This window comes from Bradyrhizobium sp. 613_E4_N2_2 (assembly GCF_052075995.1).
Classification (GTDB): Bacteria; Pseudomonadota; Alphaproteobacteria; order Rhizobiales; family Xanthobacteraceae; genus Bradyrhizobium; species Bradyrhizobium barranii.
The window spans coordinates 6,859,210-6,881,469 of sequence record NZ_CP197234.1; the positions used below are offsets into that span (position 1 = coordinate 6,859,210).

Below are 22,260 nucleotides of genomic sequence, written 5' to 3' on the forward strand. Positions count from 1 at the left end.
GAACTTGCCTCGGGCCGGTCCATGGGCGAAATTGCGGTCATGTTCGCGGCACCACGCCCGCCGCGCGAAGATGGGAGTCATCGATTGTCGCCGACCCGCGTAACGCATCCGCCAGACGACAGTCGCGGCGAGCATTTCCGGGTCCGGATCGAGGGATTCGGCGTCGGCACCTGGGATCTCGACCTCACGACGCGCGAGCTGGAGTGGTCGGAAACCGCGAGGACGCTGCTCGGTATCGAGCGGGGCCAGCCGGCAAGCTACGACCTCTTCCTGTCGCGCCTCGAGCCCGGTGACCGCGCGCGCATCGAGAACGCGATCAAGCAGGTCTCCGAGCATGGCGGCGGTTTCGACGTCTCCTTCAGGATTTCCGCCAATTCCGGCCGCGGCAAATGGATCAGGGCCCGCGCCGGCTTGATCCGAGACGAATCCGGCGTCGCTCGCCATCTCAGCGGCATCTTCCTCGATATCGACGAGGAGAAGCAGGTCGAGGAAGCCCTGCGCACGCGTGAGACCCACCTCCGCTCGATCCTTCACACCATTCCCGACGCCATGATCGTCATCGACGGTCGCGGCATCATGCAACTGTTCAGCACCGCCGCCGAGCGCCTGTTCGGCTGGTCCGAGCAGGAGGCGATCGGCCAGAACGTCAGCATCCTGATGCCGGAGCCCGACCGCACCCGCCACGACAGCTACATCGCGCGCTATCGCAGCACGAACGATCCGCACATCATCGGCATCGGCCGCATCGTGACCGGCAAGCGCCGCGACGGCACGACCTTTCCGATGCACCTGTCGATCGGCGAGATGCAGTCCGGCGGCGAGCCCTATTTCACCGGCTTCGTCCGCGACCTCACCGAGCACCAGCAGACCCAGGCGCGGCTCCAGGAATTGCAGTCCGAGCTCGTCCACGTCTCGCGGCTGACCGCGATGGGCGAGATGGCCTCGGCGCTGGCCCACGAGATCAACCAGCCGCTGGCGGCGATCAGCAATTACATGAAGGGATCGCGGCGGCTGCTGGCCGGCAGCACCGACCCCAACACGCCGAAGATCGAAAGTGCGATGGATCGCGCCGCGGAGCAGGCCTTGCGCGCCGGCCAGATCATCCGCCGCCTGCGCGACTTCGTCTCCCGCGGCGAGTCCGAGAAGCGGGTCGAGAGCCTGTCCAAGCTGATCGAGGAGGCCGGCGCGCTCGGGCTTGCCGGCGCGCGCGAGCAGAACGTGCAGCTCCGCTTCAGCCTCGATCCCGACGCCGATCTCGTGCTCGCCGACCGCGTGCAGATCCAGCAGGTGCTGGTCAATCTGTTCCGCAACGCGCTGGAAGCGATGGCGCAGTCGCCGCAGCGCGAGCTCGTCGTCGCCAACACCCGCGTCGATGACGACATGATCGAGGTCGAAGTGTCCGACACCGGCTCCGGATTTCAGGGCGACGTCATTCCCAACCTGTTCCAGACCTTCTTTACCACCAAGGAAACCGGCATGGGCGTGGGACTGTCCATCAGCCGCTCGATCATCGAGGCTCACGGCGGACGCATGTGGGCCGAGAGCAACCCATCGGGCGGCGCGACATTCCGCTTCACTCTCCCGGCAGCCGATGAGAATTGATCCATGACGACCAAGGGACATGTCTACGTCATCGATGACGACGAGGCGATGCGGGACTCGCTGAACTTCCTGCTGGATTCCTCCGGCTTCGGCGTCACCCTGTTTGACGATGCGCAAGCCTTCCTCGATGTCCTGCCCGGCCTTGCCTTCGGCTGCGTCGTCTCGGACGTGCGCATGCCTGGTATCGACGGGATCGAGCTGTTGAAGCGGATGAAGGCGCAGCAAAGCCCGTTCCCGATCCTGATCATGACCGGCCATGGCGACGTGCCGCTCGCGGTCGAGGCGATGAAGTTGGGGGCGGTCGACTTTCTCGAGAAGCCGTTCGAGGACGACCGCCTCACCACCATGATCGAGACGGCGATCCGCCAGGCCGAGCCGGCGGCGAAGAACGAGGCGATCTCGCAGGACATCGCCGCCCGCGTCGCCTCCCTCAGCCCGCGCGAGCGCCAGGTCATGGAAGGGCTGATCGCGGGCCTCTCCAACAAGCTGATCGCCCGTGAATACGACATCAGCCCCCGCACCATCGAGGTCTACCGGGCCAACGTCATGACCAAGATGCAGGCCAATAGCCTCTCGGAGCTGGTCCGGCTAGCGATGCGCGCCGGGATGTTGAAGGATTGAGGCAAATCGGATTGAGGCAAGTCAAAATCATTCTCCCGGGCCGTGCTAGCCAGATGGGATGATCGAGGTCGGCTCGCACCATCAGCGGCTTCCAGTGACGTCATCCGCAAAGCCCACCGTCTACGTGGTCGACGATGATGCCGCCGTGCTGGGATCCCTGCAATTCCTGCTGGAAACCGACGGCTTTGCCGTGCGGACCTTCAGGAATGCCACGGCCCTGCTGAATGCCAGCGGCGCGCCCGGCGCGGACTGTTACGTGATCGACTACAAGATGCCCGACATCAACGGCATCGAGCTGGCCGGCCGGTTGCGCCAGTCCGACGAGGGCACGCCCGTGATCCTGATCACCGGCTATCCCGATGGGAATATCTCGGCCCGGGCGGCAGCCGCAGGCGTCAAGGACGTGATTTTGAAGCCGCTTCTCGACGAAACCCTGGTCAAGTCCATCCGCCACGCCATCCAGGGCGGCCGCGGCAACTGACCTACGGGGTTCTACGTAGGTAACCTCCCTTAAGATATCTCGCGAAATTTTCGAAGCGCCCGAACCCGCGTACCAAAGCGTCATCACAACGGAGATGGCGCAGATGCTGACCGAGACACTCAACACCCAGGCGATCAACACCCAAGTTCGTGCCAAGATTGCCCCTGCCCATCCCGTCTCCGACCAGTTCGGCGCGATCGCCGGCCTCGTCGCCACGGAGTTCTCCTACCGCAAGGACGAGGAGATCTACGGCGAGGACGAGCCGGCCGAATATGTCTACCAGGTCATCACCGGCGCGGTGCGCAGCTACAAGCTGCTCTCCGACGGCCGCCGCCAGATCGGCTCCTTCCATCTTCCCGGTGACGTGTTCGGCCTCGAATCCGGTCCCAGCCACCGCCTCGCCGCTGAAGCCATCATCGACACGACCGTGCGCCTGGTGAAGCGCGCGAGCCTGGAGAAGGCCGCCGGCACCGATGTGCAGGTCGCGCGCAAGCTCTGGGCCATGACCGCCGGCGAACTACGTCACGCCGAGGACCACATGCTGCTGCTCGGACGCAAGACCGCGATGGAGCGCGTTGCAACCTTCCTGCTCGAGATGGACCGCCGCCTTGCGGTAGCCGGCATGATGGCACTGCCGATGTGCCGCCGCGACATCGGCGACTATCTCGGCCTCACGCTGGAGACCGTGTCGCGCGCGCTGTCGCAGCTTCACGCCCAGGGCATTTTGGGATTTTCCGGCGCCCGCCAGATCGTGCTGCGCAACCGCCAGCGCCTGCACAATCTCGACGCCTGATTTCTGTCTTCCCCACCCAATTTGGCCGGCTGAATTCGTTCAGCCGGCCATTCTTTTCGGCGCGATCATGCCGGTGCGCCGGGTTTCCGGCATCACAAAGAGGATCAGCAAAAGCCCGGTCGCGGCGACGCCGGACAGCCCGATGAAGGCGGTGGCATTGCCGAACTTGTCGCTGACATAGCCGCCAAGCGCCGTGCTCAAGGACGCCCCGATGCCGGTCGCCGTCCCGACAATGCCTTGCGCCAGATTGAAATGGCCGCTGCCGAAGGCGACGTCGGCCACGATCAGCGGGATCATCACCGCGAACACCGCCGCCGTGATGCCGTCGAACACCTGCACCGCGACCAGCAGATAGGGATCGCGCACGGTCGCAAACAGAAGGCCCCGGATCGTCAGCGCAGCGAATCCGATCAGCAGCAGCGGGCGCCGGCCCCAGAGCTGGGCCTTGCGCCCGACCGTCGGCGACAGCAGCGCCACAATCGCCTGCGGCACGACGATGCAGAAGGCGACGAGCACGGTTGCCCACTGGCTCGACCGCGCCGTCACCGCGCTCGCCATCAGCGGCATCATCGCGGCGTTCGCCAATTGCAGCAGCAGCACGCTCAGCGCGAAGACGATGAGCGGGCGTTGCCGGATCAGGTGCCAGAGATTGGTGTCGCCTGGAACCGGCGCCTCGCGCGGCATCTCGCCGTGACAGCGCGCGATGTCGACTTCCTCCTCGCGGATGCGCGACAGCGCGATCAGGGTCGGAATCGCGAGCAGGAAGGTGACGAGGAACACCGAGCGGCTCGACAGGAGATAGCCGGCCGTGCCCATCACGGCGGCGGCGACGCCGTTGCCGAGGGACGCAAAGCGCGCATTGCGGCCGAGCCGTTCGCCGATCGCAAGCGGACCGACCAGGCCGAGGCTGATCGCCGCGATCGCCGGCCCCAGCACGCAGCTCGCCGCCGCATGCAGCGTGGCCGCAGCAACCACCACGGGGAAGATCGGCATCGCCGCATAGGCGAGCGCGCAGAAGCCGATGGTCGCTATCGCAAGCGCTGCGACCAGCCGCTCGGACTTCGCGGCATCGATGATCGCGCCACCGGGCATCTGTCCGATCAGCGCGACGATGCCACCGATCGACAGCACGAGGCCGATCTCGACCTGAGTCCATTTCTGCGTCGTGAGGTAGACCGCGATGAAGGGACCGAACCCGGTCTGAACGTCGGCGAGGAAGAAGATGAACCAGTCGAGGCCGCGCAGGCTCTGGCGCGACGGCGCCGGAAGGCCCGCAGGCGGCGGCGCGGCAACCTTGTACCGTTCAACGCGGCTATCGCGATCTGCGTGGTTCCGCTTCCTCGACAACAGCACCGGCGGCCATCCCTCCCCGCGCCTCACTGAATCGCTTGCAGCGGCTGCAGGCTGCCGGACGCGCCGAGCACCACCATCGGCGTGTCTTCCTTGTATTCCGGCGCGGCTGCGACCTGCGCCTTGGTCAATTCCAGCGTGATGCTGTCCTTCTTGTTGGCAATCTTGCCGAACCGCATCGCGTTCCAGTCCACCACGATCTTGCGGCTGCCGACGCCGAGGAAACCGCCGAAATCAATCACGGCGGCGCGCACACGGCCGGCGCGGTCGACGATGATGTCGACAATGCGGCCCATATCCTCGTCGGCGGCGCTGCGCACGTCACGGCCGAGCACGCCATGGGCGTCGCTCGCACCGATGATGGTCACGGACGGCGGCGGAGCGGCGTCCTTCGGCGTGACCGGCACGGTTGAAGCCGGCGGCTGCACCGTGGCCGGCGCGTTCGCTTCGCTGGGGGGCGTCGTTGGGCCCGCGGGCGGCTCCTCCGCGGCACGCGATGCGGCGACCGTCAATCCCGCGACGATCGCCGCGCTCAGAACCAACCATCCGGCGGTACGCATGAACCCTCCTCCCGGCGCGCCGCTAGCGCGCCAGCACGATCGAGACCTGGATCTGGCCGCGCGTGCGCAAGACCTCCAGCGCGACGTCGTCGCCGTGACGGCTGACGCGCAGATCCACGCTGGAACTGCCCAGGCGCAGATCGCGCAGGATCACCTCGTTCAGGAACGCCGGCAGATGCGGATTGCGCAGGCGAATCTCGCCGCGCGCGACGTCGAACTCGATGCCGAGCGCGGCCTCCAGCAGCGTGAATGGCGTCGCGCTGGCCCAGGCCTGCGGCGCGCAGGCGACCGGATAGAGCGTCGGGCCGCGCCGCTTCTCGCGCCGGAAGCCGCAGAACAATTCGGGCAGCCGCCGCAGGTCCATGTAGGTCGCCGCGTCGAACAAACCCTTGAAGAGATGTGCCACCGAATGCTTGAGCCCGTAGCGCGCGAGCCCGAGCGCGATCAGCGCATTGTCGTGCGGCCAGATCGAGCCGTCATGATAGGACATCGGATTGTAGCGCACCTCGCCTTGCGCGACCGTGCGGATGCCCCAGCCCGAGAAGAAGTGCGGCGCCATCAGATCGGCGGCGACGAGACGTGCGCGGTCCTCGCGGATCATGCCGCTGAACAGCACCTGCCCGGCATTGGACGTCCGCACCTTGCAGGGCCGCTTCCTGCCGTCGAGCGCGAGCGCATAGGTACCGAGCTCCTCGCACCAGAATGCCTTCTCGAACCGCTCGGCCAGCGCCTTGGCCTCGGTCTCGAGCTTTCTGGCGAGGTCCGGCTTGCCGAGCCGCAGCGCACAACGTGCGGCGAGCTGCTTGGCAGCAAAGACGTAGCCCTGCACCTCGGCAAGGGCGAGATTGCCTTCCGCAAGCTGGCCATCGGCATGGAAGATCGCGTCATAAGAGTCTTTCCAGCCCTGGTTGGCGAGGCCCTTTTCGGTGGCGCGCTGGTATTCGACGAAGCCGTCCCTGTCGGGGTCGCCCGGGCCGTCGATCCAGGCCAGCCCCGCCTCGATCGCCGGCCACAGCTCGGTCAGGGTCTTTTCGTCGCCGGTGCGCTCGAAATAGCTTCCGGCGAGCAGCACGAACAAGGCGGTCGAATCCACGCTGCCGTAATATTGCGCGAACGGCACCTCGCGGAGCGCAGCCATCTCGCCGCCACGCATCTCGTGCAGGATTTTTCCGGGCGCCGCATCGTTCAGCGGATCGACCGTCTCTGCCTGAAAATGCGCGAGCCGCCGCAGCACGCCCTTCGCGACCCGCGGATCGATCCACAGCATCTGGAGCGCGGTGATCAGGCCGTCGCGGCCGAACGTCGTCGAGTACCAGGGAATGCCGGCATAGGGATAACGCCCCTGCGGCGTCTCCGTCATCAGCATGTTGAGGTCGGCCATGGCCTGGCACAGCACCTGGTTGAAGATGTTGTTCGACGTCTCGATGTTGGCCATGCCCATCGTCGACCGGCGCATCTCGCGGCGATGGGCGAGCAGGCCCCTGAAAAAGCGCGCGGGCTTCTCCGCGATCGGCCGGTTGCAGGACACCGCCACGAACAGGGATTTCGACTGGTGCGGGTCCAGATCGAGCTGCCAGGTCGCGGCATTCACCGACAGCCGCGTCGGACGCGGGTCGAAATGCAGGCCGGTGGTACGCACGGCATCGTCAAGGCCGCGATAGTGGAACAGCACGTCGGTCGGCCCGAGCAACTTGCTGGTGCCGGTCCCGCGGTGCGGGCGCCGCTCGCCGCGCACCTCGAACAGATCGGCAAAATCGCAGTCGAACAGCAGCGTCAGCTCCAGGCTGGCGCGACGGTCGCCATGGTTCTGCACGCCGATGCGCTGATAGGCCGTGCCGCGCCACAGGAAGATCGTGCGCACGATGTGCAGCAGGTCCTTCTGGAGCACGATGCGGCCCTGCCGATAGATATCGGGATTGGTGAGATCGACGGTCAGGGCCGAATTGTCGTCGCGCAGATTCGAGCCGAGCAGCAGCGGCTGGAGGTCGTCCAGCACGAGCTCCAGCCGCGCCAGATAGCGCGTGTCGTGGTTGAACAGGCCGTCCGGCCCGCCCGCGGAGGCGCCGATATCGCCATGGCTGTCCAGCACGATGAAGGTGTCGTCGTGCTTGAGCGACCGACGGGGCCGCGCGGCGGGCCCCGTCATCGGAATGTAGAACGCCTGCTCCGCGACGGCCTCCTCCGTCTGCGCTACCGAGATGATCTGGGTTACGGCTTCGGCTGCCATGAGCTGCTCCCCTGCGGCCTATTTTTCGAACGCGACCAACGCAAACGCAACTGTTGGACTTACGCGGCGAACTTCGCCAGCCGGCTCATCTCCTGCGTCACCAGCTCACGGTAGGGACCGTGGCCCTGCATCAGGCGGTCGGGCGCGCCGTCCTCGATGATCTTGCCATTCTTCAGCACCAGGACGCGATCGAAATTGCGCAGCGTCGCCAGCCGGTGCGCGATCGCGATCACGGTGCGGCCGCGCATCAGGCGCAACAGCGCCTCGCGGATCGCCTCCTCGGATTCGCTGTCGAGCGCGGCGGTGGCCTCATCGAGCAGCAGGATCGGCGCGTCCTTCAGGAAGGCCCGCGCGATCGCGATGCGCTGGCGCTGGCCGCCGGACATTTTCACGCCGCGGTCGCCGACCATGGTGTCGAGGCCCTCCGGCAGGCTATCGATGAAATCGCAGCGCGCCGCGATCGCCGCGCGCAGCACCTCGTCGTCGGTCGCGTTCGGACGGCCGTAGCGGATGTTCTCGCGGATCGAGCGATGGAACAACGATATATCCTGCGGCACGACCGAGATGGCTTCACGCAGGCTTAGCTGGGTCACCTTGGAAATATCCTGGCCGTCGATGGTCACGCTGCCTTCATCGACATCGTAGAACCGCTGCAGCAACGTGAACAGGGTCGATTTCCCTCCGCCCGACTGGCCGACCAGGCCGACGCGCTGGCCGGGCTGAAGCCGCAGGCTGAACCGTTCAAAAATCTTCTCGCCACCGGGATAGCCGAAGGTGACGTTGTTGTATGCGATCGCGGCGCCGCTCTTCATCAGCGGCTCGGCCTCGGGATGATCGCGCAATTCATGCGGCATGAGCAGGGTCGCGATCGCCTCGGTCAGGCGCGCGACGTGCTGGGTGACATCGACCAGCGCCACCGCGAGGTCGCGCGTCGCGTTGAGAATGGAGAGGCCGAGCGTACAGACCAGCACGACATCGCCGGTGGTCGCCTCGCCCTGCTGCCAGAGCGTGATTGCCCAGGCCATCAGCGCCACCGTCAGGACGACCGTTATGCCGGCATGCGTGAGCCGCAGCTTTTCCAGATAACGCAGGCTACGGCCGCGCGCGGTCAGTTCCCGGTTCACCGTCGCGTCGAACCGCTCGTGCTCATGGCTGATGCCGCAGAAGGCGCGGACCAGCGGCATGTTGCTGATGACATCGATCATCTCGCCGTCGACGACGGCGGCCTTGTCGGCAAAGTCGTCATGCAGCGGCTTGCCGGCCGCGGCCAGATGGAACATCGCTATCACCATACCGCCCGCGACCACGATCAGGCCGAGTGCCATATAGGGACTGACGGTTCCAATCAGCCCGATGGCCGCAATTGTGGCGATGCACGGCGGCAACACATTCCAGACGAACATGTTCTCGACCGTGAACACCGCGTTTGAGGTCGCGGTGATACGGCTCGTCAGCATGCCCGGCATGCGATCCGAGAAATAGCTCGGCGCGTGTCCGGTCAGATGACGAAATATGTCACGGCGTAAATCACCCGTGACACGAACGAAGGTGAAGCTCGCGGTCCAGCTCGCGATCCGCCACAGGAAATTGTCCGCCGCGATCAGCGACATGAGTAAAATGAATGCCAGCCATACGCTGCCACCGTGCGAAGTTCCAGCGGACAGGCTGTCGACCAGGGATTTGACGCCGTACTGCGTGCCCACGGAACAGGCAACGGCTGCAACGACAGCGGTCAGGATCACGAGATGCGATGCCGGCCGTCGTCGCAGATAGCGCAAGACAAAGGCAAATGGCCTGCGCGCGTAACCAGAAAGATGATCCATGTGACTGCGACCCCGTCGTATTGATTTCGATTTTTCTATTAGCCGATTGAACATCGACCGCTTCGCCTCGGTTCCCGGGCCGGGCCATCACGACATGCGGATGCGGACGATGTGAGAAGAGGAGATGGCAGCATCGCGGCCGACTGAAGTGTGTCGAAGAAGTAACGTTCGTTGAAGGAACTTCGCAATTGCGAGAACGTTCCCTCGTCTGGCATGCCGGTGCCGAGACACGGCGGGGGTTTAACTTCTATGATCACAGAGGAGATGGCGAGATGCGCATCGCGCAGGTAGCTCCGTTGACTGAGGCTGTTCCACCCAAGCTGTATGGCGGCACCGAGCGGGTGGTGCACTGGTTGACGGAGGAGTTGGTTGCCCTTGGACACGATGTAACCCTGTTCGCCAGCGGCGACTCGCAGACGTCGGCGAAGCTCGACGCACTTTGGCCGCGGGCGCTTCGTCTCGACGGTTCCGTGCGCGATCCCAACGCGCTGCATATGGTGCTCCTGGAGCGCGTGCGGCAGAAATGTGACGACGAGGAGTTCGACTTCCTCCACTTCCATCTCGATTACTATCCGTGGTCCCTGTTCCACCGGCAGCCGACCCCGTTCGTGACCACGCTGCACGGCCGGCTCGACCTGCCGGAGCATCAGCCCGTGTTCAACACCTTCTCGAAAATGCCTGTCATCTCGATCTCGAACGCGCAGCGCAGGCCGGTGCCGCAGGCGAACTGGGTGACGACGATCCACCACGGCCTGCCGGAGAACTTGCTGACGCCGAAGCCGGCGAAGCAGGAATATCTCGCCGTGCTCGGCCGCATCGCGCCCGAGAAGGGCGTCGACCGCGCCATCAAGATCGCGATGCATTGCGGCATCCCGCTGAAGATCGCGGCCAAGGTCGATCGCGCCGACCAGGACTATTACGACGAGCTGATCAAGCCGATGATCCAGAACAATCCGCTGGTCGACTTCATCGGCGAGATCGGTGACCACGAGAAATCCGACTTCCTGAGCGGCGCGCTCGGCCTCCTGCTGCCGATCGACTGGCCGGAGCCGTTTGGCCTCGTGATGATCGAAGCCATGGCCTGCGGCACACCGGTCGTCGCTTTCAACCGCGGCTCGGTGCCCGAGATCATCGATGAGGGCCTCACCGGCTTCGTGGTCGAGGACATCATCAGCGCTGCCGGCGTCGTCAAGCGCCTGCCGCAACTCGATCGCGCGGCCATCCGCAAGCAGTTCGAGAAGCGCTTCACGGCGCGGCGGATGGCGCTGGATTATCTCGCGGCCTATCGCAGCCTGACGGAAGCGCAGGCGCCGCGGATCAAGCTGGTGAGCAGCGCGGAGTAAGGGCCGCTTTCACCTCACGACACACTGTCATGCCCCGGCTTGACCGGGGCATCCAGTACTCCGCGACTTCTCGGCTCAAGCACTGCGGTCTCAGGAATACTGTCATCGCCCGGTCAAGCCGGGCGATGACAGCGAGCGTGCGGAGGGCGATGCCAGCAAGAACGTGGCGGCGGCGGCGCCCTAACTCACCACCGCCCGCTTCGGCTCGACGATCTCGAACATGCGCGGGAATTCGTCCATCAGGCCCATCAGCTCGGCAAGCCGCATCGGGTTGCCCGCGAGCTTGATCTTGCCGGCGGCGACCGCTTCCGGAAAGCTCGTCAGTTTCGCGATGACCTCATCGAGCGTTGCGCGCGCGAGCGTGAAACTGGCGTCCGCGCCTTCCGCCTGCACGCCCTCCGTATAAGTCAGCGCGCAATTCTCCAGGTTGAGCACGAAGATCTCGCCGGTATCGGAAAAGCTCCAATTCAGCACGATGTGCTTGCCCTCGGCCTTGGGGCCGTTGAGCCGAATGCCGAGCACGTCCCAGAGCTGCTCGGTGCGTAGCGCGGCCAGCGTCTCGCGCGGCATTGGCGGACGCGGCGGGGTCTTGGGCATGCCCTGACGCAGCTCCTGCGCGCCGAACAGATAGGCGTTGCGCCAGGTCGAGCTCTCGGCGGCATAACCGAGCTGCTCGAGCGTATCCGCGAGCAACAGACGCGCCGCTTCATTCTCCGGCTCCGCGAAGACGAGATGGCCGAGCGCCTGCGCGACAAAGCGGAACTCGCCTTTGTCGAAGTCCTTGCGTGCGCGCGCGAGGATGGCCTCGGCGCCGCCCATGTACTCGACATACTTCTTGCCGGATTCCACCGGCGGCAGCGGATCGAGATTGACCGGGTTGGCATCGTACCAGCCGAGATATTTCTGGTAGATCGCCTTCACGTTGTGCCGGATGTGGCCGTAATAGCCGCGGCCGTGCCAGGCGCCCTCCAGGCTCTTCGGCAACTGGATCGTCTCGGCGATCTCGGCGGCGGTGAGGCCGTGGTTCATCAGGCGGATGGTCTGGTCATGCGCGAACTTGTAGAGATCGCGCTGCTGGCGGATCATCGTGCCGATCCGCTCGCGCCCCCACACCGGCCAGTGATGCTGGCCGCACATCGCCTCGGCCTTGCCGTCCCAGAGCCGCAAGGCCTCGTTGAGGTACTTCGACCACGCCAGCGCATCGCGCACGTCGGCGCCGCGGAACGGCAGCAGATTGTGGAAATTGTGCGTACAGTTCTCGGCGAGGTTCAACAGTCTGTAGCGCGGGATGAAGAAGTGCATCTCCGCCGGCGCTTCGCTGTTCGGCGCCATCTGGAATTCGAATTCGACGCCGTCGATCACGCGCCTGTCGCCGGTCGCCATGATCAGGTCGGTCGGACGCAGCAGTGCCACGGCGCCCGCCGCCATCGACTTGCCGAGCCCGTTGTCGACCTGCCCCCGCACGCCTTTGGCGAGGAACGGCCCGAACTGGTATTGTGCCCGCCGCAGCATCGCCGGCCCCGCGATGATGTTCTCGGAGACGGCATGCTCCATGAACAGGTTCGGCGCGATGATCGGCACGGCGCCGGTTGCCAGCGCGTCCTCCTCCAGCACGCCGCGCGCGCCACCCCAATGGTCGGTATGGGTGTGGGTGAAAATGACGGCGGCCACCGGCTTCTGGCCACGATGCCTGTAATAGAGATCGAGCGCGGCACGTGCGCCCTCGATCGACGTCAGCGTGTCCACGACGATGACGCCGCTGTCGCCCTCGATCAGCGTCATGTTGGCGATGTCGAGCCCGCGCACCTGGTAGACGCCGGGCACCACCTCGAACAGGCCGTGATGCATGTTGAGCCGCGCCTGTCGCCACAAGCTCGGATTGACGGTCGGCGGCGCCGTCTCGCTGGAGAGGAAGCCATAGGGCTTCAGGCTCCACACCGTCCGCCCCTGCGGGTTGGCGATCTCCGCATTCTCGATCGTACCAAGGAAGCCACGTGCGGCATCGTCGAAATCCCGCGTGTCGGAAAACGGCAGCGCATTCAGCATCGCATCATGCTGCGCGGTGACGGAGGGTGTTGCGTCCTTCGGCTCGTTGCTGGTCATTCTTGTTTCCTCCCGGCCTGTGCGAACATCTAACCGCATCTCGCGGGTGATTGCTATCGGAGGAGACTGCCGAAATCGAGCGAGATGCCTCTTCCCTTCTCCCCTTGTGGGAGAGGTGGCGCGAAGCGCCGGATGAGGGGTATATCTCCGCCCGCAAGACTGTTTGTGCGGAGAGAAACCCCTCACCCGCCTCGCCGCTGCGCGGCGAGCCACCCTCTCCCACAAGGGGAGAGGGTGCACCGTCCGCGTGGCTTACGCAGCGAGCTCTTCCGCCAAGGTCTGGCCCGATGCGGTCGCATCCGCCATCCGCAAATCCCGCGCCAGCACATAGCCGCCGCGTTCCTGCTTGGCCCGATATAGCGCCTTGTCGGAGCGCGACAACAGCGCCTCGGCAGTGCGCCCGTCGTCCGGCGCGACGGCGACGCCGACGCTGACGCCGAGCTCGATCATTTGTCCGTCGATATCATAGGGCGCGCTGATCGACTGCACGATGCGCTGCGCCATCGCTTCCGCATCAGCCGCCGCACGCTGCACCAGGACGAACTCGTCGCCGCCCATCCGGACCACGAGGTCATCCTGCGCGGCGAGCGCCTTGAGCCGCCCGGCGACCTGCTTCAGCAGTGCGTCACCGACGGGATGGCCGAACCGGTCGTTCGCCTCCTTGAAGCGGTCGAGGTCGAGCGTATGGACGGCAATCATCCCGGCCGCCAGCATCTGCGGCAGGTCCGTGGCCAGCACCGAACGATTGGACGCGCCGGTCATCGGGTCCAGGCGCGAGAGCTGCTCGAACTGCCGCTTGAGCGTGATCTGGTTGATCGAGGCATTGAAGCTCAGCCGCACCATCTCGAAGCTCGCGGCCACATACATCAGGATGAGGAGCCCGAGCCCGACATGGCGCAGATCGGGTTGCATGAAGGTCACGATCGCAGCAGGCGCTGCGATTGCGACGAGATCGAGCAGCGCCGCGACGGGACGCAGCGCCAGCCGCGCCACCACGCCGGCGCCAAAGCCGAAGCCGATGCCAATCGCCATCACGGAACAGAGTGCATCACCCAGCACGATGCTGCGCGCGGCAAACACGCCGAGCACGGATGCCGTTGCAACGGTGCCGGCAACATAGCGCCGCTCCCAGCGCGCGGCCTCGGCCCGACCGAGCTGCGGCGGACATGAGAGGCGGCGACGGAAAGCGAATATCTCGAACAGGCGGACAATGGCCACCACCACACCGGCAACCGTCAGGCCGGCCGTCACGATGTCGCCGGTCTCATAGGTCGTGATCGCACCGACCATCGCCTGGCAGGCGGCCGCAAGAATGGTGGGCATCGTCGTGCCGTGAAGGCCCGTGATGACTTCCATATAGACGGCGTCCGAAATCGACGCCCGTCCGGATTCCATTCTGTTGAAGAACATGCCAGCCCCATCCGCTGGCATGCTTCTACCGCAGACCCGTAAAATGGGTTCCCAGCACAGCGATGGCATTTGAGTGTGCGGGTTTACCGCGCGTTAGCCATGTCCCGGTCGTGCATAGGCTAATGCATCCCCAGCACCCGCGGCAGCCACAGCGTCAGATCGGGCCAGTAGGTCACGATGACGAGGAAGCCGAGCATGGTGATGAGCCACGGCAACACGGCGACCGCGAGCTCGGTTATTCGCATGCGCGCTATCATCGAGGCGACGTAGAGATTTAACCCGACAGGCGGATGGCAGAGGCCGACCTCCATGTTGACGTCCATCACGATGCCGAAATGCACGAGGTCGATGCCGAGCTTCTTGGCCGCCGGCGCCAGGATCGGCGCCATGATCAGGATGATCGAGTTCGGCTCCATGAAGTTGCCGGCGAGCAGTAAGAGGATGTTGACGACCAAGAGGAAGCCGACCCAGCCGAGGTTCTGCGCCGCGATCCAGTCGGCCAAGGTCGCCGGCAGGTTCTCGTTGGAGAGCACGAAGGAGAACAGCACCGCGTTGGTGACGATGTAGAGCAGCATCGCGCTGGTGTTGGCGGCGCGCAGCAGCACCCGCGGCACGTCCACGATCTTGATCGCCTTGTAGACAAACACCGCGATGACAAAGGAGTAGACCGCAGCCATCGCGGCCGCCTCGGTGGCGGTGAACAGGCCGCTGTAGATGCCGCCGATGATGATGACGACCAGCATCAATCCCCAGATGCTCTCGCGGAAGGTGCGGACGGTCTCGCCCCAGCTCGCCTTCGGCAGGCGTGGATAGTCGCGCTTGCGTGCGAGCCACCAGGTGACGATGCAGAGCATCGTCGTCAGCATGATGCCCGGCAGCAGGCCCGCGACGAACAGCGCGCCGATCGAGGTATTGGTGGAGACCGCATAGACGATCTTCGGTATCGACGGCAGCATCAGGATGCCGAGCGAGCCGGCAACGGTGATGATGCCGGCGCCGAAATGCATGGGATAGCCGTGGCGGACCATCTCCGGCAGCACGATCGCGCCGATCGCGGCAACGGTCGCGACGCTCGAGCCGCAGACCAGCGCGAACATCGCGCAGGCGACGATGCCGGCAAGGCCGAGACCGCCGTGCCAGTGGCCGATCAGCGAGGTCGCGAAATTGATCATGCGGCGCGCGACGCCGCCATGGGTGAGGAAATTGCCGGCGAGGATGAAGAACGGGATCGCCATGATCTCGAACCCCTCGATGCCCGTGAAGAGCTTCATCGAGACGGCTTCGATCGGCACTGTGGTCAGCGTGAACAGGAACGTCATCACGGTGAGGCCGAGCGCGATCGAGACCGGGATGCCGGTCAGCATCAGCGCGATCAGCAGCGCGAACACGGTCGCGGCACGCATCCAGTGCGGCAGCACCACAACGCCGAACTTCTCGGCGAGACACATCGCGAAGATCAGGATCGGCGCCATGATCAGGATGACGCCGAGCGGCGACACTTTTCGCGCGGCCGCCCTGGTCGCCGCGCCGGCGGGCTGCGGATGCAGCGCGGGCGAGACGTCGGCCTCCACGCCCTCGACATGACTCTCGTCATGATGCGGCAGATGGCCGGTCCAGTAGTAGGACCACGAGACCTGGAGGAAGCGGAAGCACATCAGGCCCGAGCCGAGCGGGATCGCCAGATAGACGAACCACATCGGCGCTTCCAAATCATTGGACTGCTGGCCGGTCTTGAACATCTCGGCGACGAAGGAGGCGCCGAAGGCCGCGATCATGCCCGTGAACAGCGCGCCGCACAGCAGCGAGAACAGGATCACGTGCTTGCGCGAATGTTCGGGCAGGCGGTTGACGAGCAGGTCGACGCCGACATGGATGCCGGTGCGCACGCCATAGGCTGCGCCGAACTTCGCCATCCAGATGAACATGTAGATGCAGAGTTCCTGCGCCCAGGACAGGTCGAGCTCGGACAGGAAGGTGAACACCGCCATCGACAGCGTCGCGAGCCAGTTCATCCCGTGCGCAGCCGCCCATCTGGAGAGGACGATCGATTCGCCTGCGCCGTAACGGTGCACCACGGCGATGAAGATCAACCCGGTTGCAGCCGCGATGAGCGTCGCGATCAGCCATTCTTCGAGATGGTTGAGCGCCTGATTGAGCACGCGAAGCAAATCAAAGTCCCCCTATCGATGCGAAACGGCCGGAAGTGCGCACACTCCCGACCGTTCGTATTGTCCTTGCGGAAAACGCGTCAGTTCATCTTGACGTCGAGTTCCTTGGCGACGAGATCGAGCACCTCCTGCCCGACCCGACCCTTTGCCCATGTATAAGTCGGCCGCATCGATTCCTGCCACGCCTTGCGGTCGGCGTCAGTCAGATAATGCAGCTTGGTCTTGCCCGCCTTCTTGATCTCGGCCAGCGCGTCCTCGTTCTCCTGGTGCGCGATCTGGTTGGTGTACTCGGTTGCATCCACCATCGCCTTCTCGAGCTGGGTGCGGATGTCGGGCGGCAGGCCGGACCAGAATTTCGAGTTGACGATGACCGCATATTGCAGATGCGCGTGATAGGACACTGTGATGTCCTTCTGCACCTCGTAGAACTTCTGGGTCAGGTAGTTCGACGCGGTGTTTTCGCAGCCGTCGACCACGCCGGTCTGGAGCGCCTGGTAGACTTCGGAGAACGCCATGATCTGCGGGATCGAGCCCATCAGGCGGAAATACTGGTCGGCGATCTTCGATCCGGAGATGCGGAATTTCAGGCCCTTGAAATCCTCAGGCTTCATCAACGCGCGGTTCGACGACACCATGTGGAAGCCGTTGTCCCAATAGGCGAGCCCCGTGATGCCCTTGGCCTCGAGCTTCTGGAACAGCCATTTGCCGATCGTGCCCTTCATCGCGCTGGAATAGGTCTCGTCGTCCTTGAACAGCCAGGGCAGATCGAGCGCCTCGAACTCCTTGATGCCGAGCGGCGCGAATTTCGCAGTCGAGGGCGCCAGCATCTGCACCGAACCGAGCTGAAGCGCCTCGATCTCCTCCTTGTCCTTGTAGAGCGAGGAGTTCGGATAGACTTCGATCTTGACCTTGCCGTCGGTGTACTTCTCGGCGAGTTCCTTGAACTTCAGCGCGCCCTTGCCCTTCGGGGTGTCGTTGGCGACGACGTGGCTGAACTTGATGACGATCGGGCTCTGGGCCTGTGCCACCGCTGGGGTCACAAGAATAGCTGCGGCGGCGACCGCAAGAAGCAGCTTGCGCATGAAGTAACCTCCCAACAACCTCTAAAACCGGGTTCTTTTTGTTTTGCAGCCCGGTTTGCAGCCCAGTAGTGGCAGCAATCCACCACCCGAACAACTAGACCTAAGCCCAATTTGCCGCAGGCAAGCTAGCTTGATGGCTGTTGTCCGCGCAACCCGGGACCCGCTTCCAGTCCCGGGTTGCGAACGGTTTATGTCGCATTGCGGCAGTGCGATCAGCCCTTGCGCTGGGCGACCATGAACAGACGCCGGAACGGAAACAGCGTCTGCCCCGCCGCATTCTTCGGATAGGCCTTCGCCACCCGCTCGCTATAGGCGGCCTCGAACGCGGCCTTCTCGTCGCCCTGCAGGATGTCGAGATAGCGCGTCAGCCAGGTCCCCTTGGTCCATTCCTTCACGGGATTGTCGCCTTCGAGCACCTGCAGATATTCGGTCTCCCAGATGTCAACGTTCTGGGAAAGCGGCGCGAGCAAATCATGATAGAAGGCCGGCCCTTCGACCGGCGGCGGGGTAACGAGATGCTCTACCTTTGACCGCCACGGACCGTTCAGCGCCGTCTCGCCGATCAGCACATGCGATGGCGCGAGGAAGTTGCGCGGCATCTGCACCGCAAGCATGCCGCCGGGCGTCACCTTCTCCATGACCGACGGAAACAGCGCCGCATGATTGGGCAGCCAGTGCAGTGCGGCATTGGAATAGATCAAATCGTATTGCCTGGCGGGGCGCCAATGGCCGAGATCCTCGTGCGACCATTCCACATCCGGCGCCGCCTTGCGGCCGGCGGCCACCATCTCGGCCGAGCCCTCGACACCGGTCACGGTCGCGTCCGGCCAGCGCTCCTTGATCAGTTTTGTCACGTTGCCGGCCCCTGCCCCGAGATCGGCGATCGCGCGCGGGGCGAAATCCGGAATCCGCATCAAGAGGTCGACGGCGGGCCGAAGCCGATGGCCGGAGAATTTCAGGTATTGCTGCGGATCCCAGACCATTGCTCAACGCCTTTTCTTTTTCGTGTTTCCTTCGTCGAGGCTCTTGGTTACCACTGCTCGTCCCGCTCAGGCAATTCGCGAAGCCGGCGGGACGGGCAGGAAACGAACGACAAGAAGCAAAAAGCAAACAAGAGAGCGTGTGACCATGGACCTCGGGCTCAAATCGAAAACCGCAGTCGTGACAGGAGCGAGCATCGGCATCGGCCGCGCCATCGCCAAGGGCCTGGCTGCCGAAGGCGTCCGCGTCGTCGGCGTGGCGCGGCGCACTGATCTCCTTGCCGAGCTGGTGAAGGAAGTCGGCTCCGGCCTGATCACGTCGTTCGAGCAGGACGTGATGGCGAAGGACGCCGCGGAGAACATCGCGGCCTTTGCGCAAAAGGAGCTCGGCCATGTCGACATCCTCATCAACAATGCCGGCGGCAGCCGCCCCCTTCCCGTCGATGCGCCCGACAGCAAATGGGACGAGGCGATCGCGCTGAACTTCACCAGCTACCGCCGCATCGCGCATGCGCTGCTGCCGCAGATGATCGAACGCAAATGGGGCCGCATCGTCAACATCACCGGCAAGTCCGAGCCGGAGGGACTCAACGCCGCCTTCGCCGCCAAGGCCGCCGTGCACGCCTGGGCCAAGGGCCTGTCGCGCGAGATCGGCGAGCACGGCATCACCATCAACTGCATCCCGCCCGGCCGCATCATGAGCGAACAGATCCGCCGCAACTATCCGCCGGGTTATCGCGAGCGCTTTGCCGAAGAAGAAATCCCGGTCGGCTATTGGGGCGAGCCGGAGGATCTGGCAGCGCTCGCGGTGTTTTTGGCGTCGCCGGTGGCGCGGTACATCACGGGGACGGTGATCCCGGTGGATGGGGGGCTGCGGCGGTATCAGTTCTGAGGGCTTGCCCTGGCTTCGCATACATTGCGCCCCGCCGCTCCGCTCCTGCGGGAATAGCGCGCGACGAACCCCATCGACAGCAACCAGAGAGGTCTCGATGATTGAGAGATACTCAGACCACGCGGCAAACGAGCGGACTTTTCTCGCCTGGGTCAGGACGGGCATCGCAATCATCGCGTTTGGCTTTGTCGTCGAGAAATTCAACCTCTTCGTCCGAACTATCGCTGAAGCCAACAGGACGGAGATCGGGTCCCGACTGCAATTCGATCGCTTCACGGGAGCGTTCAGTCACTATGACGGCCTCGCGCTGATCGCGATCGGGATCGCAATCATCGTGATTTCGCTCTTTCGCTTCATCAGGACTGGCCGAATGATTGACGACGCACAATCTCATTCCGCCGGCGGCATCAAGACAGAACTGGTGCTCGCCGTTGTGCTGGGCCTGATCGTTACAGCGATGACCGTCTATTTTGCGCTCTGACTTTGGACCTAGCGGTGGCGCCGGCTTCCATCGACAACGTCTGGAGATCGCTTTGCATCACCATACGGGTCTGGGCATCGAGAGCGCCGAACGGCTCGTCCATCAGGATCACATCGGGGCCGACCTCGGTGTTGACTGACGTGATGTTGCGGCCGCGATGATGGACCGCATGTCTATACATATTCCAAGCCGCCGAAATGAGCAAGCCGAGGCCAATGGTGAGAATTTGGGCTTCGCGGGTTGAATGAAAGGCAGGGCCGGCTGCGGCATCGCCGCGGCGGCGCGTTGGGGTTGCGGCGTTCGCCGCACACTCGTCCAAATCTACTGGCGTCGCCGCCGTCAATGACGCAGAGGCGGTCCCTTTAAGAAACACGCTCGGAAGGTCGGCGGCCGGGCTCTCTGGTCATGCATCAGTCGACGTGACTGCATTTCCTGCCGTCGACAACGCGCGTGGATGAGAGGCAAGCCGGATGATGTGCGGCGAGGCTGCTCCGCTATAGAGACTGTCGAGAATGGCGGAACGGTTCTTCAGGACCCCGCGCTGATTGATGTAGCCCTTGTCCGTTGTCTCGCCTGCCGCGAGCGACAGCGGCTGGATCTGGATGGCAACGGCCGATATCCGCGCGTTGGTCGCTGCCGCTAGGTTATGCTCGGTCAAGACCCGATGGACGTATGCGCGAACGCCGGAATCCAATGAAAGGGTGTCACCGGAATCCGCGCCTGCTGCGCCGTTAGCATGTCGCCTTGCACGGTCCGGATTGAGCCATACCAGCGCGACGAGAGAATCGCGGCCCTCGCCTCCGATGACCAGATCCTGCAGCACGCCGCCCATCCGGTCCAGGATGGCGGCACGCAGCTCGCCGACGAGCACCCACGTGCCTGTCATCATTTTGAAATTCTCCGAGAGACGCCCGGAAAACCTCAGGCCGCGGCAGAGATCGGCGGGATCGATGAACGAGACCGCGTCGCCTACCCGATAGAAGCCCTCTTCGTCGAATGCCGCCGCAGACAATTCGGGTAATCCGAGATAACCGGGCATGACGTTCGGGCCACGGACCCGCGCCTCGTAACCGTCCATCGCCGGAACCAGCTTGAGTTCGATGCCGGGTGCCGGCAAGCCGATCTCTCCCGGCGCTTCGCACGGTCGATAAGACACGCAGATGGTCGGCCCGGCTTCCGTGGCGCCGTATCCGGCCAAAATCGGAACTCGCTCGCCGCGGACTTCGATTGCATATTCCTGAAGCGTTGCCATTACGGCCGCCGGGATCGCCGCGCCCCCGAAAATCATTCTGTCGATGCGATGGAAGAACTTCCGCCTCAGGTCTGGATCCTCGCCGAGCGCGGCGCATAACAACGCGTAACCGGTTGGGACATTGAATGAGGCCGTCGGAGAGACGTCGTGCAGATTGGCGATTGTTCGATGAAACGCTTCGGGCGTCGGTCGGCCATCGTCGATATAGAGAGAGCCGCCGTTCTTCAGAATCCCATTCAGTATGACGTTGCAACCCATGGTATGATGCCAGGGCAGCCATTCGATCTGAACCAGGGGCTGCGAGACCGGCGTGACCTGAGCGGCCATCTGCAGCACGCTCGACATCATGCGATGGGTATTGATCACTCCCTTGGGAGAGCCGGTCGATCCCGACGTGAACAGGATTTTGCCGACGGTCTCCGGTCCGAGTGCTGCGAACGCCGCCTCAAACGCGTGACCCGGTGTCGCGGCGGATAGCTCCGACAGCGGCGTGGTATCCGCCGCCTCTTCCGCCGTTATCCATTCGGCCTGCGCAAAGCCGGGGATGGCACGGGCTTGCACGAAGGGATCCGCCTTCTGGGCAAACACAAACTTCGGCGTGAGGACCTTCGCGATGTCTTCGATGCGGCTGAGGCCACCTGGCAGAAGACTGTAGCTTGGCGAGATCGGCGCAACCTGCAGACCGATCGACATCGCGGCGAACTGGATCACCGCATTCTCGATCGAATTGCCGGACAGGATGGCCAGCGTATCGCCCGCTGCGCCACCCCGATCAATCAGCGCCTGCCCGACCGAGCGCACTCGAGACCAGAATTCGCCATAGCTGATCGACTGCCATGCATTGTCGCGGGTTCGTTGCGCGAGAAAGACGCGGTCCGGCGTTTCCTGAGCCCAGTGGGGAAGGTATGCGCAAATCGTCCCGCTCACTCCAGCGAGCATAATCCGCGATCGCAATATCAGGGTGCCGTCATCCCTTCTCGTGACCTCGATGTCGGTCGGTGGTGAAGGCATAGAACAATATGGCGTGGAGCAGGATGGTCGAGAGCAGGCTGCACAGGCGTTCTCCTTTCGATATCCGCGAAGGCCCGGCTG

At 64.2% G+C, this 22,260-nt stretch carries 18 protein-coding genes and 1 pseudogene; 7 read left to right on the forward strand and 12 right to left on the reverse strand.

The genetic code is table 11. The features are described from left to right. The first annotated feature begins 84 nt into the window (after window positions 1-84). The 4 genes from fixL to AB7290_RS32500 all read left to right on the forward strand — a co-directional run bounded on the left by fixL (window position 85) and on the right by AB7290_RS32500 (window position 3,497). Complete coding sequence (fixL, locus tag AB7290_RS32485; RefSeq protein WP_085404554.1) at window positions 85-1,602, forward strand: sensor protein FixL; 1,518 nt, start codon at window positions 85-87, stop codon at window positions 1,600-1,602. Between the two features lie 3 nt (window positions 1,603-1,605). Beyond that, entirely contained in the window at window positions 1,606-2,223 is a 618-nt protein-coding gene (gene fixJ, locus AB7290_RS32490) for a response regulator FixJ (protein WP_028150099.1), read from the forward strand. A 58-nt stretch (window positions 2,224-2,281) separates the two neighbouring features. Then, the gene (locus tag AB7290_RS32495) at window positions 2,282-2,704 is read left to right on the forward strand and encodes a response regulator (protein WP_085404463.1); all 423 of its coding nucleotides are present in this window, start codon (window positions 2,282-2,284) and stop codon (window positions 2,702-2,704) included. A gap of 103 nt (window positions 2,705-2,807) precedes the next feature. After that, window positions 2,808-3,497: a helix-turn-helix domain-containing protein gene (locus tag AB7290_RS32500; protein ID WP_085404555.1), complete on the forward strand. Its 690-nt coding sequence runs from the start codon at window positions 2,808-2,810 to the stop codon at window positions 3,495-3,497. A 39-nt stretch (window positions 3,498-3,536) separates the two neighbouring features. On the opposite strand, the gene AB7290_RS32505 is transcribed toward AB7290_RS32500, so the two are convergent. From AB7290_RS32505 to AB7290_RS32520, 4 genes are read right to left on the reverse strand one after another with little or no spacing between them, the layout of a single operon-like run. Further along, a complete protein-coding gene (locus AB7290_RS32505) occupies window positions 3,537-4,850 on the reverse strand; it encodes an MFS transporter (RefSeq protein ID WP_085404464.1) in 1,314 nt (437 codons plus the stop codon). Window positions 4,851-4,873: 23 nt separating this feature from the next. Further along, window positions 4,874-5,407, reverse strand: a complete 534-nt coding sequence (locus AB7290_RS32510; RefSeq protein ID WP_085404465.1) for a PRC-barrel domain-containing protein — start codon at window positions 5,405-5,407, stop codon at window positions 4,874-4,876. Window positions 5,408-5,429: 22 nt separating this feature from the next. Next, a complete protein-coding gene (locus tag AB7290_RS32515) occupies window positions 5,430-7,634 on the reverse strand; it encodes an amylo-alpha-1,6-glucosidase (protein ID WP_085404466.1) in 2,205 nt (734 codons plus the stop codon). 59 nt (window positions 7,635-7,693) lie between these two features. After that, window positions 7,694-9,457, reverse strand: coding sequence for an ABC transporter ATP-binding protein (locus AB7290_RS32520; RefSeq protein WP_085404467.1), 1,764 nt, complete (start codon window positions 9,455-9,457; stop codon window positions 7,694-7,696). 272 nt (window positions 9,458-9,729) lie between these two features. Here AB7290_RS32520 and AB7290_RS32525 point away from each other — a divergent pair, with 272 nt between their 5' ends. Continuing rightward, window positions 9,730-10,800: a glycosyltransferase family 4 protein gene (locus AB7290_RS32525; protein WP_085404468.1), complete on the forward strand. Its 1,071-nt coding sequence runs from the start codon at window positions 9,730-9,732 to the stop codon at window positions 10,798-10,800. Window positions 10,801-10,980: 180 nt separating this feature from the next. Here the strand turns inward: AB7290_RS32525 and AB7290_RS32530 are convergent, their stop codons facing one another. The 6 genes and pseudogenes from AB7290_RS32530 to AB7290_RS32555 all read right to left on the reverse strand — a co-directional run bounded on the left by AB7290_RS32530 (window position 10,981) and on the right by AB7290_RS32555 (window position 18,546). Then, the gene (locus tag AB7290_RS32530; RefSeq protein WP_085404469.1) at window positions 10,981-12,903 is read right to left on the reverse strand and encodes an alkyl/aryl-sulfatase; all 1,923 of its coding nucleotides are present in this window, start codon (window positions 12,901-12,903) and stop codon (window positions 10,981-10,983) included. A 252-nt stretch (window positions 12,904-13,155) separates the two neighbouring features. Then, complete coding sequence (locus AB7290_RS32535) at window positions 13,156-14,313, reverse strand: GGDEF domain-containing protein (protein ID WP_085404470.1); 1,158 nt, start codon at window positions 14,311-14,313, stop codon at window positions 13,156-13,158. A gap of 119 nt (window positions 14,314-14,432) precedes the next feature. After that, window positions 14,433-15,716 carry a TRAP transporter large permease gene (locus tag AB7290_RS32540; protein ID WP_321576422.1) on the reverse strand — a complete coding sequence of 428 codons (1,284 nt, stop codon included), beginning with the start codon at window positions 15,714-15,716 and terminating at the stop codon, window positions 14,433-14,435. 240 nt (window positions 15,717-15,956) lie between these two features. Next, window positions 15,957-16,325 (reverse strand): annotated as a pseudogene (locus AB7290_RS32545) (TRAP transporter small permease); the annotation flags it as partial. Window positions 16,326-16,561: 236 nt separating this feature from the next. After that, window positions 16,562-17,563, reverse strand: a complete 1,002-nt coding sequence (locus AB7290_RS32550; protein WP_085404471.1) for a DctP family TRAP transporter solute-binding subunit — start codon at window positions 17,561-17,563, stop codon at window positions 16,562-16,564. 212 nt (window positions 17,564-17,775) lie between these two features. Next, a complete protein-coding gene (locus AB7290_RS32555) occupies window positions 17,776-18,546 on the reverse strand; it encodes a methyltransferase domain-containing protein (RefSeq protein ID WP_085404472.1) in 771 nt (256 codons plus the stop codon). Between the two features lie 145 nt (window positions 18,547-18,691). On the opposite strand from AB7290_RS32555, the gene AB7290_RS32560 reads away from it, so the two are divergent. Then, complete coding sequence (locus tag AB7290_RS32560; protein WP_085404556.1) at window positions 18,692-19,435, forward strand: SDR family NAD(P)-dependent oxidoreductase; 744 nt, start codon at window positions 18,692-18,694, stop codon at window positions 19,433-19,435. 97 nt (window positions 19,436-19,532) lie between these two features. Then, window positions 19,533-19,916 (forward strand): YidH family protein, encoded by a 384-nt coding sequence (locus AB7290_RS32565; protein ID WP_028150113.1) that lies wholly within the window; start codon window positions 19,533-19,535, stop codon window positions 19,914-19,916. Here the strand turns inward: AB7290_RS32565 and AB7290_RS32570 are convergent. Together AB7290_RS32570 and AB7290_RS32575 are read right to left on the reverse strand one after the other, a co-directional pair. After that, window positions 19,885-20,259, reverse strand: coding sequence for a hypothetical protein (locus AB7290_RS32570; RefSeq protein ID WP_135215070.1), 375 nt, complete (start codon window positions 20,257-20,259; stop codon window positions 19,885-19,887). The two genes, AB7290_RS32565 and AB7290_RS32570, sit on opposite strands and share 32 nt — an antisense overlap. A 60-nt stretch (window positions 20,260-20,319) precedes the next feature. Then, a complete protein-coding gene (locus tag AB7290_RS32575) occupies window positions 20,320-22,095 on the reverse strand; it encodes an AMP-binding protein (protein WP_245344242.1) in 1,776 nt (591 codons plus the stop codon). Window positions 22,096-22,260 lie beyond the last annotated feature (165 nt).

What these genes read in the sequence shown, in the direction of transcription:
- fixJ (WP_028150099.1), top strand. Translation starts at nt 1,606, where the DNA reads ATGACGACCAAGGGACATGTCTACGTCATCGATGACGACGAGGCGATG.
- AB7290_RS32495 (WP_085404463.1), top strand. Translation starts at nt 2,282, where the DNA reads ATGATCGAGGTCGGCTCGCACCATCAGCGGCTTCCAGTGACGTCATCC.
- AB7290_RS32500 (WP_085404555.1), top strand. Translation starts at nt 2,808, where the DNA reads ATGCTGACCGAGACACTCAACACCCAGGCGATCAACACCCAAGTTCGT.
- AB7290_RS32510 (WP_085404465.1), bottom strand. Translation starts at nt 5,407, where the DNA reads ATGCGTACCGCCGGATGGTTGGTTCTGAGCGCGGCGATCGTCGCGGGA.
- AB7290_RS32515 (WP_085404466.1), bottom strand. Translation starts at nt 7,634, where the DNA reads ATGGCAGCCGAAGCCGTAACCCAGATCATCTCGGTAGCGCAGACGGAG.
- AB7290_RS32520 (WP_085404467.1), bottom strand. Translation starts at nt 9,457, where the DNA reads ATGGATCATCTTTCTGGTTACGCGCGCAGGCCATTTGCCTTTGTCTTG.
- AB7290_RS32525 (WP_085404468.1), top strand. Translation starts at nt 9,730, where the DNA reads ATGCGCATCGCGCAGGTAGCTCCGTTGACTGAGGCTGTTCCACCCAAG.
- AB7290_RS32530 (WP_085404469.1), bottom strand. Translation starts at nt 12,903, where the DNA reads ATGACCAGCAACGAGCCGAAGGACGCAACACCCTCCGTCACCGCGCAG.
- AB7290_RS32535 (WP_085404470.1), bottom strand. Translation starts at nt 14,313, where the DNA reads ATGTTCTTCAACAGAATGGAATCCGGACGGGCGTCGATTTCGGACGCC.
- AB7290_RS32540 (WP_321576422.1), bottom strand. Translation starts at nt 15,716, where the DNA reads ATGCGTGCCGCGACCGTGTTCGCGCTGCTGATCGCGCTGATGCTGACC.
- AB7290_RS32550 (WP_085404471.1), bottom strand. Translation starts at nt 17,563, where the DNA reads ATGCGCAAGCTGCTTCTTGCGGTCGCCGCCGCAGCTATTCTTGTGACC.
- AB7290_RS32555 (WP_085404472.1), bottom strand. Translation starts at nt 18,546, where the DNA reads ATGGTCTGGGATCCGCAGCAATACCTGAAATTCTCCGGCCATCGGCTT.
- AB7290_RS32560 (WP_085404556.1), top strand. Translation starts at nt 18,692, where the DNA reads ATGGACCTCGGGCTCAAATCGAAAACCGCAGTCGTGACAGGAGCGAGC.
- AB7290_RS32565 (WP_028150113.1), top strand. Translation starts at nt 19,533, where the DNA reads ATGATTGAGAGATACTCAGACCACGCGGCAAACGAGCGGACTTTTCTC.